General features: G+C 69.3%; 12 protein-coding genes. 11 read left to right on the top strand and 1 reads right to left on the bottom strand.

Annotated elements, in window-relative coordinates; genetic code table 11:
* The first annotated feature begins 26 nt into the window (after nt 1-26).
* From PV781_RS16945 to PV781_RS16965, 5 genes are all read left to right on the top strand, one after another.
* A complete protein-coding gene (locus PV781_RS16945) occupies nt 27-1,403 on the top strand; it encodes an MmgE/PrpD family protein (protein WP_274776816.1) in 1,377 nt (458 codons plus the stop codon).
* A gap of 798 nt (nt 1,404-2,201) precedes the next feature.
* Nucleotides 2,202-3,194, top strand: coding sequence for a Bug family tripartite tricarboxylate transporter substrate binding protein (locus PV781_RS16950; protein WP_274776817.1), 993 nt, complete (start codon nt 2,202-2,204; stop codon nt 3,192-3,194).
* Nucleotides 3,195-3,204: 10 nt separating this feature from the next.
* Complete coding sequence (gene leuC / locus PV781_RS16955; RefSeq protein ID WP_274776818.1) at nt 3,205-4,629, top strand: 3-isopropylmalate dehydratase large subunit; 1,425 nt, start codon at nt 3,205-3,207, stop codon at nt 4,627-4,629.
* Nucleotides 4,626-5,330 (top strand): 3-isopropylmalate dehydratase small subunit, encoded by a 705-nt coding sequence (gene leuD / locus PV781_RS16960; protein ID WP_274776819.1) that lies wholly within the window; start codon nt 4,626-4,628, stop codon nt 5,328-5,330. The genes leuC and leuD overlap by 4 nt, the downstream gene beginning before the upstream one ends.
* Nucleotides 5,320-6,102, top strand: a complete 783-nt coding sequence (locus PV781_RS16965) for an SDR family oxidoreductase (RefSeq protein WP_274776820.1) — start codon at nt 5,320-5,322, stop codon at nt 6,100-6,102. Before leuD ends, PV781_RS16965 begins: the two co-directional genes overlap by 11 nt.
* Nucleotides 6,103-6,108: 6 nt before the next feature.
* Here the strand turns inward: PV781_RS16965 and PV781_RS16970 are convergent, their stop codons facing one another.
* A complete protein-coding gene (locus tag PV781_RS16970; RefSeq protein WP_274776821.1) occupies nt 6,109-7,164 on the bottom strand; it encodes an AI-2E family transporter in 1,056 nt (351 codons plus the stop codon).
* A gap of 155 nt (nt 7,165-7,319) precedes the next feature.
* Here PV781_RS16970 and PV781_RS16975 point away from each other — a divergent pair, with 155 nt between their 5' ends.
* The 6 genes from PV781_RS16975 (at nt 7,320) to PV781_RS17000 (ending at nt 15,163) form a co-directional block, all read left to right on the top strand.
* Nucleotides 7,320-8,453, top strand: coding sequence for an alpha/beta hydrolase (locus PV781_RS16975; RefSeq protein ID WP_274776822.1), 1,134 nt, complete (start codon nt 7,320-7,322; stop codon nt 8,451-8,453).
* Nucleotides 8,454-8,752: 299 nt separating this feature from the next.
* Nucleotides 8,753-9,760, top strand: a complete 1,008-nt coding sequence (locus PV781_RS16980; protein ID WP_274776823.1) for a Bug family tripartite tricarboxylate transporter substrate binding protein — start codon at nt 8,753-8,755, stop codon at nt 9,758-9,760.
* Between the two features lie 162 nt (nt 9,761-9,922).
* On the top strand, nt 9,923-10,426 hold the full coding sequence (gene nikR, locus PV781_RS16985) for a nickel-responsive transcriptional regulator NikR (protein WP_274776824.1): 504 nt from the start codon (nt 9,923-9,925) through the stop codon (nt 10,424-10,426).
* A gap of 171 nt (nt 10,427-10,597) precedes the next feature.
* The gene (locus PV781_RS16990) at nt 10,598-11,251 is read left to right on the top strand and encodes a hypothetical protein (protein ID WP_274776825.1); all 654 of its coding nucleotides are present in this window, start codon (nt 10,598-10,600) and stop codon (nt 11,249-11,251) included.
* 113 nt (nt 11,252-11,364) lie between these two features.
* The gene (locus PV781_RS16995; protein ID WP_274776826.1) at nt 11,365-13,794 is read left to right on the top strand and encodes an ATP-dependent helicase; all 2,430 of its coding nucleotides are present in this window, start codon (nt 11,365-11,367) and stop codon (nt 13,792-13,794) included.
* Between the two features lie 151 nt (nt 13,795-13,945).
* Nucleotides 13,946-15,163 (top strand): GGDEF domain-containing protein, encoded by a 1,218-nt coding sequence (locus PV781_RS17000; RefSeq protein WP_274776827.1) that lies wholly within the window; start codon nt 13,946-13,948, stop codon nt 15,161-15,163.
* Nucleotides 15,164-15,188: the final 25 nt, after the last annotated feature.

Genomic DNA, 15,188 nt, shown 5'->3' on the forward strand with positions numbered 1-15,188 from the left:
CAACCGCCAGCCCGAAGGAGGCGTCGATGATTCCCGCAGACCCGGTCCCCGTCGCCGCCCTCTCCGCCAGCGACCGCCTCGCCGCCTTCGTGGCGGATTATTCCTACGAGGCCATTCCCCCCGCCGTGCGGCACGAGGCGCGCCGCTCGCTGCTCAACATGTTCGCCACCGCCTTTGCGGGCGCGTGCGATCCGGCCATTGAGAGCCTGTGGGGGGCGCTCGCGCCCTTCTGCGGGCCGCAGGTGGCCACCCAGATCGGGCGCGGCGGACGGGTGGATGCGCCCACCGCCGCCTTCCTGAATGCCGCCGCGGCCAATGTGTTCGACTTCGACGACACCCATCCCGGCACCGTCATCCACCCCACCGCCCCCGTCGCCCCGGCCTTGCTGGCGCTCGCCGAACTCAGGCCCGACGGGCGGGTGATGAGCGGGCGGGATTTCCTGGCCGCCTTCATCCTGGGCGTGGAAGTGGAGTGCCGCATCGGCAATGCGGTCTCCCCCGGCCATTATGCGCGGGGCTGGCACATCACCGCCACCTGCGGCGTGTTCGGCGCGGCCGCCGCCTCCGGGCGGGCGCTGGGGCTCGATGCGCTCCGGGTGCGCGATGCCTTCGGCCATGCGGCGGCGCAGGCCTGCGGGCTGGTGGAGGCGCTGGGCACGCCCGCCAAGAGCTTCGGCGTGGGCAATTCCGCCCGCAACGGCCTCATCTCCGCCTTCGCCGCCCGCAACGGCGCCTATGGCCCCGCCCGTCCGCTGGACGGGGAACGCGGCTTCCTCAACCTCACCTGCGACGATCCCCGCCCGGAGGACTTGACGGTGGGCCTGGGCGAGACCTGGGAAGTGGCCAAGAACACCTACAAGCCCTATCCCTCCGGCGTGGTGCTGCACCCCGTCACCGATGCCTGCCTCGCCTTGCGGGCGGCGCCGGGCTTCGATGTCTCGGCCATCGCCGAAATCGTGGTGCGTGGCCATCCCTTGCTGCGCCAGCGCACCGACCGGCCAAACGTGAGCACGGGACGCGAAGCGCAGGTCAGTGCCCATCATACGGTGGCCGCCGCGCTCCTCGACGGGGCGGCGGGCCTGGCCCAATACACCACGGCCCGCGTCTGCGACCCCGCGCTCCAGGCCCTGCGCGCCAAGGTGCGGATGGAGGATGACGCGGCCATGGAAGTGGAGGCGGCGGTCGTCTCCCTCCGCTTCGCGGATGGCCGCACTGTGACCGAGGTGGTGGCCCATGCGCTGGGCAGCCGGGGGCGCCCGCTCTCGGATGGGGACTTGGAGCACAAGCTGCGCACGCTGGCCCCCCTCGCCGAAGGGTGCGCCCCCGATGCGCTCATCGACGCGGTGTGGGCCCTGGAAGACCTCCCCGACGCCGCCACCCTCCTGCGCCATGCGCGGCCGTGAGGCGGGGGCTTGAAGCCGCCCGCCCGCCGGCCCTGCTCCCTCTCCCGCGTGCGGGGGAGGGGTGGGGAGGGGGGCGTGCGGGGAAGGGTCGGCGCGACGGCCCGCTTTCGCCTTGCCCGGTTCTTCAGCATTGCCTTGGTGGCGCGGTCGCCCTTTCGCCCCCTCCCCTGCCCTCCCCCGCTTCGCGGAAGAGGGAGTCTGGCGCGCCGGGTGGAAAGCCGGGTGCAGGCTTCCGCAAGGCGGACCGAGGTTCGGCGCCCCGTGTCTTCTCAAGCGAAGGGAAGCATCCCGCCGGCCCTGCTCCCTCTCCCGCTTGCGGGGGAGGGGTGGGGAGGAGGCGTGCGGGGAAGGGCCGGCGCGGCGGCCCGCTTTCGCCCTGCCCGGTTCTTCAGCGTTGCCTTGGTGGCGCGGTCGCCCTTTCGCCCCCTCTCCACCCCTCCCCCGCTTCGCGGGAGAGGGAGTCTGGTGCGCTAGGTGGAAAGCCGGGTGCAGGCTTCCGCAAGGCGGGCTGAGGCTTGGCGCCTCGTGTCGCCTCGGCGATGAGAAACGTCCCGCCGACACGCTCCACGCCCGCGCCGCTGGCCGGCCCCCACCCTCCCCCGCTTCGCGGGAGAGGGGGCGCGGCGCGTCGGAGAGGGCAGAGTTGCACGATGCGGGAATCCAACGCCGGCTTGATCTTCATGTCTGATTGTATGATCATAAGACCATTCTGACGGTACACCCATCACACGCGCGGCGACGGCCGGGTTACCCGGACCGAAACAATCCAAGAAAAGCCGCGCCCAGGAGGAAACGCCAATGACCCTTCACGCCCTCTCCCGCCGCCGCGCCTTAAGCGTGCTCGCGGCCACCACCCTCGCGCTGGCTGCCGCGCCCGCATTCGCGCTGGATTATCCCACCCGCCCGGTGACCATCGTGGTGGGCTCGCCCCCCGGCGGCGGCACGGACATGGTGGGGCGCCTCGTGGCCTCCGGCCTCCAGAAGGAGCTGGGCCAGCCCTTCGTGGTGGAGAACAAGGGCGGCGCCTCCGGCAATATCGGCACCGGGGCGGTGGCCCGGGCGGCGCCCGACGGCTACACGCTGCTGATGGCCTATTCGGGCTATCAGGTGGTGAACCCTTCGCTCTTTCCCACCTCGCTGCAGTGGGACCCCATCAAGAGCTTCGCGCCCATCGCCTTGGTGCTGAAGGCGCCGCACATCGTCACCGTGAAGGCCGGCCTGCCGGTGAAGACGCTCGCCGAGCTCATCGCCTATGGCAAGGCCAATCCCGGCAAGCTCAATTATGCCTCCGTGGGCCAGGGCTCGCTCAGCCATATTGGCGGCGAGATGTTCTCCCAGCAGACCGGCGTGACCATGACCCATGTGCCCTATCGCGGCTCGGGCCCGGCGGTGACGGACCTGGTGGCGGGCAATGTGGACCTGTTCATCAACACGCCCCAGTCCCTGGTGGGCTTCCTCCAGAACGGCACGGTGCGTGGCCTCGCCGTGACCAGCGACCAGCGCCTGCCCATGGTGAAGGACATTCCCACCGTGGTGGAAGCCGGCCTGCCCAACCTTCAGCTGGAGGCTTGGTACGCCCTCTATGCCCCCGCCGGAACGCCGCCCGCCATCATCGAGAAGCTGGCCGAGGCGGTGAAGACGGTGGTGGCCACCAAGGCGTTCCAGGACGCGGCGGAACAGAGCGGCTCCTATGCGGTCTATATGGGCCCCAAGGAACTGGGCGCCTACACCGCCAGCGAACTGAAGCTGTGGTCGGGCGTGGTGGAGAAGGCCGGCATCAAGCTGGAGTGAGGACCGACCGATGACGCCAGCACGCCAGCGGCCCTGCACGCTTTACGACAAGGTGTGGGACGCCCATGTGATCCGCACCTATGAGGATGGCTCCTGCCTCCTTTATGTGGACCGCCACTTCGTGTTCGAGGTGACCAGCCCGCAGGCCTTCGAGGCGCTGCGGGACGCCGGCCGGCGGGTGCGCCGGCCGCAGGCCACCTTCGCGGTGGCCGACCACAACATCCCCACCCTCCCCGGCCGGTCTGACGACAGCGGCGAGGCAGACGGGCGCGCCCAGCTGGCTTTGCTGCGGGCGAACACCGCCGAGTTCGGCATCTCCTATTTCGATATGAAGGACCCTCGCCAGGGCATCGTCCATGTGATCGGCCCGGAACTGGGCCTCACCCAGCCGGGCCTCACCATCGCCTGCGGCGACAGCCACACGCCCACCCACGGGGCGTTCGGCGCCTATGCGGTGGGGGTGGGCACCTCCGAGGTGGAGCATATCCTGGCCACCCAGACCTTGCTCCAGAAGCGCGCCCGCACCTTGCGCATCCGCGCCGACGGGCGGCTCGGGACGGGCGTGACGGCCAAAGACCTCATCCTCACCGTCATCGGCCGCATCGGGGCGGCGGGCGCGACGGGGCATGTGGTGGAATTTGCCGGCGAGACGGTGGCGGGCCTGTCCATGGAAGGCCGGCTCACCTTGTCCAGCATGGCCATCGAGGCGGGCGCGCGGGCGGGCATGATCGCGCCGGACGACACCACCTTCGCCTATCTGAAGGGCCGCCCCTTCGCGCCGCAGGGGGCGGACTTCGACCGCGCGGTGGAGAAATGGAGCCGCCTCTTCACGGACACGGACGCGGAATTCGACCGGGAAGTGGCCATTGATGCGGCGAACGTGGAACCCATGGTCACCTGGGGCACCAGCCCTGACGATGTGGTGCCCGTCTCCGGCCGCGTGCCCGATCCCGCTTGCGCGACGCGTCCGGGAGAGGCCGAGGCCATGGAGCGCGCGCTGGCTTATATGCGCCTGACCCCCGGCCAGCGCATCGCCGACATCCCCGTGGACAAGGTCTTCATCGGATCGTGCACCAATGCCCGCATCGAGGATCTGCGGGCGGTGGCGGCGGTGGCCAGGGGCCGCAAGGTGGACCCGCGCGTGACCGCCTTGGTGGTGCCCGGCTCCGCGCAGGTGAAGCGGCAGGCGGAGGAGGAGGGCCTCGCCGCCATCCTGAAGGAAGCGGGCTTTGAATGGCGGGAGGCGGGCTGCTCCATGTGCATCGGCCTCAATGCCGACCGGCTGAAGCCGGGAGAGCGCTGCGCCTCCACCTCCAACCGCAATTTCGAAGGGCGCCAGGGCCCGGAGGGGCTCACCCATCTCGTCAGCCCGCCCATGGCCGCCGCCGCCGCGCTCGCCGGCCATTTCGTGGATGTGAGGACGTTGGCCCCATGAGCGCGCCCCCCATGAGCGACACCCCGATGAGCGAGACCCCGATGAGCGAGACCGTTCCCACCGAGCGGCGTTTCACGCGCCTGAAGGGCATTGCCGCGCCGCTGCCCATCGCCAATGTGAACACCGACATCATCGCCCCCAAGGACCTGATGCGCGCGGTGACCCGCAAGGGTCTCGGCTGGGGCCTGCTGCGGCCCTATCGCTTCGATGGCGAAGGCCGGGAGCGGCCGGACTTCGTGCTGAACCGCGCGCCCTGGCGGCACGCCGTCATCCTGGTGGCGCACGAGAATTTCGGCTGCGGCTCGTCCCGCGAACACGCCGCCTGGGCGCTGGCGGATTTCGGCATCCGGGCGGTGATCGCACCCTCCTTCGCCGAGATCTTCCAGAACAATTGCATCAAGAACCGCCTGTTGCCCGTGCCCCTCCCCCGCCCACAGCTGGACGCCGTGATGGCGGCGGCGGAGGCGGGCGAAGAGGTGGAGGTGGACCTTGAGGCGCAGGTGGTCCGGCTCGCCGATGGCCGCGCCCTGCCGTTCGAGGTGAGCCCGCTCGCCCGGCATCGCCTCCTGGAGGGCATCGACGACATCGCCGATACCCTGCGCTACGAAGACGACATCCTGGCCTTCGAGGACCGCCATTTCCAAGATAGCCCCTGGCTGGCCGGCCGTACAAAAATTGAGGAACAGACCCATGGATCTTGAGCTGAAGGGCCGCTGCGCCGTCATCACCGGGGGAAGCCGGGGCCTGGGTGCGGCCATTGCGCGGGAACTGGCCAAGGAGGGTATGAACCTCGTGCTGCTCGCCCGCGACGGTGCCGCCCTCGCCCGCTTCGGCGCGGAGCTGGCGCAGACGTTCGGCGTGAGCGTGGCCACCCACGGAGCGGACCTCTCCACGCTGGAGGGCGTGGAAGGCGCGGCGCGGGCGGCTGAGGCGCAAGGCGCGATCCATGGCCTCGTCAATTGCGCGGGCGCCACCAAGCGCGGCGACTTCTTCTCGCTTAACGAGGCGGACTGGGACACCGGCTATGACCTGAAGCTGCGCGCCGCCGTGCGGCTCTCGCGCGCGCTGTGGCCCAGCCTGAAGGCGGGGGGCGGCGCCATCGTGAACATTGCCGGCCTCGGCGGGCGCATGCCCGCCGGCGATTTTACCATCGGCGGGTCGGTCAATGCCGCCCTGCTCAATTTCACCAAGGCCCTGGCGGACGTGGGCATCCGGGACGGGGTGCGGGTGAATGCCATCAATCCCGGCTTCTTCCGCACCGACCGCCTCGCCCATTCCCTGCGGGCCACCGTGGAGCAGACCGGCTGCGCGCCGGAGGAGGCCGAGGCCGTGCTGCTGCAGAAGCTCGGCGTGCGCCGCTTCGGCGAGCCGTCGGAAGTGGGGGAACTGACCGCCTTCCTGCTCTCCCGCCGGGCGGACTATCTGAACGGCTCGGCCATCGAGATCGATTCCGGCGCCCGCCGGGGGATCTGAGCAAGGTCAGGCCGCCGGCGCCTCGTCCGCGGGAGGCGGGGCGACCTCGCCGGACAGGAGATCGGCGATCCAGCGCGCGGAGTTGGAATGGGCGCAGGCGGTGAGCGCGGCGATGACAAGGGGCACGCCGATGAACGCACCCGCCAGGCCCCACAGGAAGGCCCAGAAGAAGACCGAGAACAGCACCATCACCGGCGAGACGGCCACCGCCTTGCCGGCCATGCGCGGCTCCAGATAGCTCCCCGACAGGAACTGGATCACGTTCAGGCAGGCGAACACCAGGAGCGCCATCTGCCAGGATTCGAACTGGGCGAGCGCGAACAGGGTGGGCAGGAAGGTGGCGACGAACGGCCCGATGAAGGGGATATAGTTCAGCGCAAAGGCGATGGCGCCCCAGGCGGTGGCCAGCTCCATGCCCGCCGCCAGCGTGAAAGCCCATACCACCGCGCCGGTGGCGATGCTCATGAAGGTGCGCACGGCCATGTATTTCTGGAAGCGGGCGGCGATATGGGCGCCGGTCTCGGTCAGATAGGCGGCGATGTCCTGGCGCTTGAGCCGCGCCACCTGGCTCTTGAAGGCATCCACCTCCAGCAACCCCAGCAGCACATAGACCAGCGTGATGATGAGGAAGGAGGTGAGCCCCTGGAGGCGCCCCGACACCTCCTGCACGAGGCGCAGCATCCAGCGCACGTCGAAATTCTCGGAGAACACGGAGGCCACCAGGAAGCCGTGGCCCTCCAGCCATTCCGTGGCCTGACCATAGAGCAATTGGAAACGCCCCACATTGGCGAAGATCCACTGCGCCACCCGGCCGAAGCCCCAGACCACCGCGCCCGTCACCGAGGCCACCACGACCAGGGTGACCATCAGCGTGATCGCCACCGCCACGAGGTTCGGCAGGTGCTTCTGCAGTGCCCGCTGGAGCGGCCAGACGATGGCGATGGTGAAGAGCGCGAAGGCCAGCGGCACCACGATGGCCTGCGCCAGCGCCAGCGCGCCGAAGATCAGGATGGCCGCAATGAGCGCCACCGCCACGCTGGTGCCCCGATCCACGCCCGACATGCCCGCCCCTCCAGATCCCGAAAGCAGCAGTGGGAGCCGGCTGACCCATTGTCAACCGGAGCCGGCTGCCGCCCACACCGTTGTGGCGCCGTTCATTTCCCGTGCGCGATGAGATAGGAAGAAGGGACTGGCGGGACTGTGAGGGGCGCGTGGGCGTGGCAGCTGTGATCCGGGGCGTCTGCGTGGCGGGGCTGGTGCTCGCGCTTGCCGCCTGCGCGCGCCCTCAGGGCGTCCTGCTTCCCGTTGCCGATCCAACGGTCGCCACCGCCAAGGTGGACATGCTGGTGGCCACCACCCGCGCGCCGTCCGCAACGCCGGGCGAAGCCTTCACCGGCGAGCGCAGCGACACCTTGTCCTTCACCAATGTGGTGGTCTCGGTGCCGCCCGACCGGCCGGTGGGCTCCATCCAGTGGCCGCGCCAGGGGCCGGGCGATCCGGCGCGGGAATTCGCCGTGACCGAGATTTCCGCCTTGTCCCGCGCCGACCTGCTGCCCTGGTTCAAGGCCCATGCGGGCGGCAAGAGGCGGGTGCTGGTGTTCGTGCACGGCTTCAACACCCGCTTCGACGCCTCGGTGTTCCGCTTCGCCCAGATCGTCCACGACACCGGCTCGCGCTGGGTGCCGGTGCTGTTCTCCTGGCCGTCCCGCGGCAGCGTGTTCGACTATATGTACGACCGGGAAAGCGCCAATTTCTCCCGCTCGGACCTCGCCGACGTGCTGCGGTCGGCGGCGAAGAGCCCGCTGGTGGACGAGGTGGTGGTCATGGCCCATTCCATGGGCGCCTGGCTCACCGTGGAGGCGCTGCGGCAGATGGCGCTGACCGACGGGCGCATTCCGAAAAAGCTCACCAATGTGGTGCTCGCCTCGCCCGATCTCGACATCGACGTGTTCCGCCGGCAGGTGACGGAGATGGGGCCGAACCGCCCCAACATGACCATCTTCGTCTCCCGCAACGACCACGCGCTCAGCCTGTCGCGGGCCATTTCCGGCAATGTGACGCGGGTGGGGGCGGTGGACCTGTCGCAGGAGCCCTACAAGTCGCAGCTGGAAGCCACCAGCGGCATCGTGGTGCTCGACCTCACCGCCTTGCAGGGCGGGGATGCGCTCAACCATTCCAAGTTCGCCACCACGCCAGAAATGGTGCAGATCCTTGGCAACCGGATGATGGCGGGCCAGACCATTTCCGATCAGGAGCTGACGGGCGCCACCGCCGCCGAGGCGGTGGGCGGGGTGATCGGCGCGGTGGTCACGGCCCCCATCACGGTCTTCGCGGCCGGCGCGCGGAACTGATCGCCGCGGCGGGCACCTGCCGCCATTCCACGGATCCGGCGAAACGCGGCGCGACCCTGCGATCGGCGATGAACCGGCTTGCGCGGCCCCACCGGGCCTCGTCTCCCACCCCCCTCCAGCGCCGCGCCCCGCTGCCCGCCTCACGCTGCGGCAGGCCACCACCGGCCGCAGCGGGACGTGAGGCGAAATTGTATGATTGAATTACCGTACCACCTGCTTTAAGGCTCTTGGCCACGCGTCGGCGATTGTCCGTGCCCATCCCGGCGCCACCAATCACAAGGGCACGGGAGGACATGCTCATGCACCCGACCCTGCTGGCCCGCGCCGGCCGCCGCGCCGCGATCCTGGGCGCCGCCCTCGCCGCCTTCGTGGCGGCTCCCTTCCTCACCGAGGCCGCGCGCGCCGAGGACTATCCCACCCGCGCCATCACCCTCATCGTGCCGTTTGCCGCCGGCGGCGGGGCGGATGCGGTGGCCCGCATCGTGGCCCAGCGCCTCGGCGACAAGCTCGGCCAACCCGTGGTGGTGGAGAACCGCACGGGCGCCGCCGCCATCATCGGCACCCAGGCGGTGGCCCGCGCCAAGCCGGACGGCTACACGCTCCTGCTCGGCCAGTCCGGCCCCATCTCCATCAATCCGGCCGTTTACAAGGACCTGAAATACGATCCCATCAAGGATTTCGCGCCGGTGGTCCGGCTCACCGAATATCCCTATGTGATGGTGGTCAACGGGGCCTCTCCCTACACCACCGTCCAGGCCCTGGTGGCCGCCGCCAAGGCCAAGCCCGGCGCGGTAACCTTCGGCAGCTACGGCATTGGCGGGGCCAACCACCTGGTGGCGGAGATGTTCGCCGCCTCCGCGGGCATCAAGCTGCTGCATGTGCCCTATCGCGGCACGGCCCCCGCCGTGACCGATTTGATGAGCGGCCAGTTGGACCTCGTCTTCTCCGACCCCTTCTCGGCGCTGGCCAATGTGCGCGCCGGCAAGCTGCGCGCCATTGCGGTGACCGGCAAGAACCGCTCGCCCGTGCTGCCGGACGTGCCGACCCTGGCCCAGAGCGGCTTTCCCGAATTCGACGCGGTGGGCTGGCACGGCATTCTCGCCCCGGCCGGCACGCCCGACGACATCGTCGCCAAGCTCAACGGCGCCATCGTGAAGATCCTCGCCGACCCCGAGACCAAGGCGCTGCTCGCCGCCCAGGCCACCGAAGCGGTGGGCGACACGCCGGCGCAGTTCGGCGCCTTCATCAAGGCGGACGTGGCCAAGTGGTCGGCCATCGCCAAGGAGGCCAACATCACCGTGGAGTGAACGGTCTTCGCCCCGCGCGACGAGGCCCATGGACCTGCCGGCCCGCCTTCTATCTCTTTGTTTTGACGCATTTCCTTCACGCGAACCGGTTCCCACTTCGCTCGGAAATGCTCTAACAAGGAAAGAAGCGGGCCGTGCCCCGCCTCACCTGCGGGGGACGCCATGCAGCGCGTGACGGTGACGCTGGACGAAGACCTGGTGGCGGAACTCGACCGCTTCATCGAGACGCGGGGCTATCAGAACCGGTCCGAGGCGGTGCGGGATCTCGTGCGCTCCGGCCTGCGGGAAGCCACCGAACAGGCGGGCGAGAGCCAGCACAGCGTCGGCGCCCTGGTCTATCTCTACGACCACGAGGCGCGGAACATGGCCAAGCGCCTCACCGAGGCGCACCATCAGCATCATGACCTGTCCGTGTGCACCATGCACATGCATCTCGACCACGACCAATGCCTGGAAGTGGCGCTGCTGCGCGGCGCGACACCGGATCTGCGGCATTTCTCCGAACACCTGATCGCCGAGCGCGGCGTGCGCCACGGCCGCCTGGTGCTCATTCCCGCCGATCCGCCCCATCAGCACGGGCAAGAGGACAGCCACTCGCACGGCCACTCGCATAGCCACGCCCACGGCTCTTCCCATGCGCATGGGCAGGACGGTGGGGAAGGCTGAGCCCGGCGGGAAAGGGGCGTGCGGGCGGTTTGTTTGGCCGCCGGTTCCGGTATAGGGTCTCGCGCGCTCGACAGCCGGAACCGGCACCTCTCGTCGCGCGAGGCGGCCCAGCACGCGCGAAAGCGCGGGGATCAGGGCGCCCGGCGACGGCACATGAAGGAAGACAGGTCCATGCGTTTCATTGCACCCATGGCAGCACTCGTCCTGGCGGCTTCCGCGTTCGCGGCCTCGGCGCAGACGCCCGCCGCCCCGGCTCCGACCGCCCCGGCTCCGGCCGCGCAAGCCCCCGCCGCTCCCGCCCAGGGCAATGCGGCGCCGGCCGGCCAGGATGCGGGCATGACGGCCGCCGGGACCCCGAAGCGCCCGGAAGTCACCATCGCCCGCCCCATTGAGATGGTCATCATCCAGCAGGCAGCCGGCATGACCTTCGACGGCAAGGTGCTCACCCTCACCGGCGTGCCTCCGGTGACCGCCTTCGCGGTGGACCGGCCCGAGCGCATCGGCGGCACCATGACCACCGAGCAGTTCGTGAAGCTGTGGAACGCCACCGTCCAGGGCCTCAAGAACGATCCGCCGAATGCCGCCCTGACCGTGCTCGGCCCCACCCCCGCCCAGGTGGTGGTGGAACTGGGCACCGTGACCCAGGACGGCACCACGCTGAAGTTCCATGCCGGCCTGCTCGACGGCGACCTGCCCGCCAGCGGCGGCCCGGTGAACATCGTCACCGCCCCCACCGTCTACCGGCCCATGGAGCGCAACGCGACCTTCCTGAAGTGCTGGTGGAGCCCCTATTGGGTCCAGCGCGTCTGCCGCGCCGCCTGGTGAGCCGGCGATACGTCTTCTGATACCTCTCACACCGGGCAAACCGGATTGCGGCGGGCACGCCCCTCGCAATCCGGCCCCGCCGGTGCCATTTTGTTCTCGCATGAGAATCACTGATGCGAGACGAGAACCGTTCTTTGTCCATTCCTGCCGATCCTAAGGGCCCCCTTGCACGGGGCACCGTCGAGGCCCCCGCCCCCCGCCCAGGCGGCATCGCCGAGCGCGCGCGCGCAGGAGCGGCGCCGGCGCGGCCCTATCTGGCCGGCCTCAATCCCGAGCAGCGGGCGGCGGTGGAGACGGTGGACGGCCCGGTCCTGGTTCTGGCGGGCGCGGGCACCGGCAAGACGCGCGTTCTGACCACCCGCATCGCCCATATCCTGGCCACCGGCCGCGCCTTCCCCTCCCAGATCCTCGCCGTGACCTTCACCAACAAGGCCGCGCGCGAGATGAAGGAGCGCATCCATTCCATGGTGGGCGACGCCGTGGAGGGCATGCCCTGGCTCGGCACCTTCCATTCCATCGGCGTGCGCATCCTGCGCCGGCATTGCGAATTGGTGGGGCTGAAAAGCAGCTTCACCATCCTGGACACCGACGACCAGATCCGCCTCCTGAAGCAATTGCTCGCCGCCGAGAGCATCGACGAGAAGCGCTGGCCGGCGCGCCTGCTGGCCGCCACGATCGACGGCTGGAAGAATCGTGGCCTCTCGCCCGAGCACGTGCCGGCGGGAGAGGGCTCCGCCTTCGCCAATGGCCGGGGCAAAAGCCTTTATGCCGCTTATCAGGCGCGCCTGAAGGCGCTCAACGCGGTGGATTTCGGCGACCTGCTCCTGGAGGGCATCCGCCTGTTCCGCGAGCACCCGGACGTGCTGGCCGATTATCACCGGCGGTTCAAGTATCTGCTGGTGGATGAGTACCAGGACACCAACGTCGCCCAGTATCTGTGGCTGCGCCTGCTGGCGCAGGGCTCGCGCAATGTGTGCTGCGTGGGCGATGACGACCAGTCCATCTATGGCTGGCGCGGCGCGGAAGTGGACAACATCCTGCGCTTCGAGAGCGACTTTCCCGGCGCCACCGTCATCCGCCTGGAGCGCAACTATCGCTCCACGGGCCACATTCTCGGCGCCGCCGCCCATGTGATCGCCAACAATGAGGGCCGGCTCGGCAAGACGCTCTTCTCCGAAGGGGAGATGGGCGAGAAGGTAGCGGTGACCGGCGCCTGGGATTCGGGCGAGGAAGCCCGCGCCATCGGCGACGAAATCGAGGCGCTCAACCGCGCCGGCCATCCCCTCTCGCAGGTGGCCATCCTCGTGCGCGCCTCCTTCCAGATGCGCGAGTTCGAGGACCGCTTCGTCACGCTCGGCCTGCCCTATCGCGTCATTGGCGGCCCGCGCTTCTATGAGCGCGCCGAAATCCGCGATGCGCTGGCCTATCTGCGCTGCGTGCTCTCCCCCGCCGACGACCTTGCCTTCGAGCGCATCGTGAACGTGCCCAAGCGCGGCATCGGGGACGCCACCGTCAAGCAGATCCACGATGTCGCCCGCGCCGCCGCCGTCCCCTTGCAGGATGCCGCCCGCGTGCTGACCGAGAGCGAGGAATTGAAGCCCAAGGTGCGCGGCACGCTGCGCGGGCTGCTGCAATCCTTCGAGCGCTGGCGCGAGCAGGCCCGCGCCTTGCCGCACACCGAATTGGCCGAGATCGTGCTCGACGAGAGCGGCTATACGGAGATGTGGCAGAAGGACCGCTCCGCCGAGGCGGCGGGACGGCTGGAAAACCTGAAAGAGCTGATCCGCTCCATGGAGGGGTTCGAGAATCTCCAGGGCTTCCTGGAGCACATCTCCCTCGTCATGGACGTGGACAATGGCGCCGGCGAGGATGCTGTGCAGGTGATGACGCTGCATTCCGCCAAGGGGCTGGAATTCGACACCGTCTTCCTGCCCGGCTGGGAAGAGGGCCTCTTCCCCCACCAGCGGGCGCTGGACGAGCAGGGCAAGGCGGGGCTCGAGGAAGAACGGCGCCTCGCCTATGTGGGGCTCACCCGGGCACGGGCCAGCGCGCGGGTCTATTTCGCCTCCAACCGGCGCATTCACGGCATGTGGAACTCTACCGTTCCCAGCCGCTTCCTGGACGAACTGCCCGACGCCCATGTGGAAGTGCAGGAATCGCGTGGCGGGTTCGGCTGGGGCGGCTCCTCCTATGGCCAGAGCCGGTTCGACCGCGCGGCTACCGTCGAACCCTTCTCCTCCTCCACCTATTCCACCCCCGGCTGGGGCCGCGCCCAGGCGGCGCGGGGGTCTGGCGGCGGGTCGGGCTTTTCCGAGCGGGGGTCCAGCTATGGCCGCTCGGGCGGATCGCGCGGCGCGGTGATCGAGGGCGCGCTGGTGGCGTCCTCCACCGGCGTCGAATCTGCCTTCAAGCTGGGCGAGCGGGTGTTCCACATCAAGTTCGGCTATGGCACCGTGCGTGAGGTGGACGGCAACAAGCTCACCGTGGACTTCGAGAAAGCCGGCGAAAAGCGGGTGCTGGACAGCTTCCTCGACAAGCCCTGAGCCCGGGCCGGGCAGGTGGACGCACGGCACCGGCAGCGGACGGTGCGTTGAGGCGGCTTGTTTGCATGCAAGCCTTCGCTTCTTGGTACACAAGTGGTAACATGGAAGGTCTTCGGCCTTCCATGTTACCACTTGCCCCGTTTGCGAGGTCATGAGCGCGATCAATCCAATCCTCCTGGCCGTGGAAATGCTGGCCTATCTCGGCACCATGCTGGGCCTGTTCCGCATCCGGAGGTTCGTGGGCGTGGGCGCCCTGTGCAGCGCCATGGGCGTCGTGCATGTGATGGCTGTCTATCTCAGCCTCTCTTTCTACCTGACGATGCCGTTCGGACTTTCCGTGACCCCGAGCGGGGCCATCCTGTTTTCCGGGCTTCTGAGCGTGCTGCTGCTGCTGCGGGTGCGGGAAGGCGTCGCGGTGGCCTGGCAACCGGTCTATGGGCTGCTGTTCGGCTGCTTCCTGTTGGCCATCATGCTCGGCCTCCTGGGCCTGGAGAACGGACGGACCTACCTTGAACACATGGCCGACCTGCCGCGCCTCGGTCAGGCCATGATCCTCAACATGTGGTCCGCGCTCGTCATCTTCTTCAGCGCGCTGCTGCTGTTCCCGCTGTTCGACACCTTGCTGAAACGCTTGCGCCAGAAGCTCTGGCCGGCCCTGTGGCTGTCCATGCTGCTCATCGGCACGCTGGCCCAGGCGCTCTATTTTCCGGCCTTGCAGGCGGCGTTCAACATTCCCCTGAAGGTCGCCCTCGACAACTGGATCGCGTCCATCGCCCTGACCGCGCTTTATGCCGGGGTGCTGGTGGCCTTCCTCAAGCATGTGGAAGGCGTGCCGGTGAATGGGGGCCTTGCCGCCATCCTGAGCGCGGATCGCGCGGCCCGGCTGGACCCGCTGACGGGCGCCATCGAGGAGGACTGGTTCGAGGGGATTGTGGCTCGGCTGCTGGATGTGGGCGCCGCCGCCGCCCGGCCGGTGAGCCTGATCCAGCTGGACGTACAAAGCGCCCGGGAGGCCCGGGCGCGGGCCGACCTGGAGTCCGCCGACACCGTCCTGCTCCAGGTGGCGCGCACGGTGACGGGCAGCTTGCGGGTGGCCGACCTGCTGGTGCGGCGCAAGGGGGACGTGCTGCTGGTGGTCGCGCCCGGCATGCCCCACCAGGCCGCCGTCCAGGTGGCGACCATGCTCCGGGACCGCGCGCAGACCGCAGCGCGAGAGCTGAACGGGGCGGAAGTTACGCTGGCCATCGGGGTCGCGACGTCCCCCGCCGACGGAGAAACGCCCGCTACCCTCTTGTCCGCAGCCGATCAGCGGGTCTATGCCGCCAAGGTCGCCGGCCTCAATCGGGTCGTCGGCGCAACCGAAGCCTGACGCGCGCCGCACCCGAGCACGTCCA

This window comes from Aquabacter sediminis (genome assembly GCF_028863665.1).
Classification (GTDB): domain Bacteria; phylum Pseudomonadota; class Alphaproteobacteria; order Rhizobiales; family Xanthobacteraceae; genus L1I39.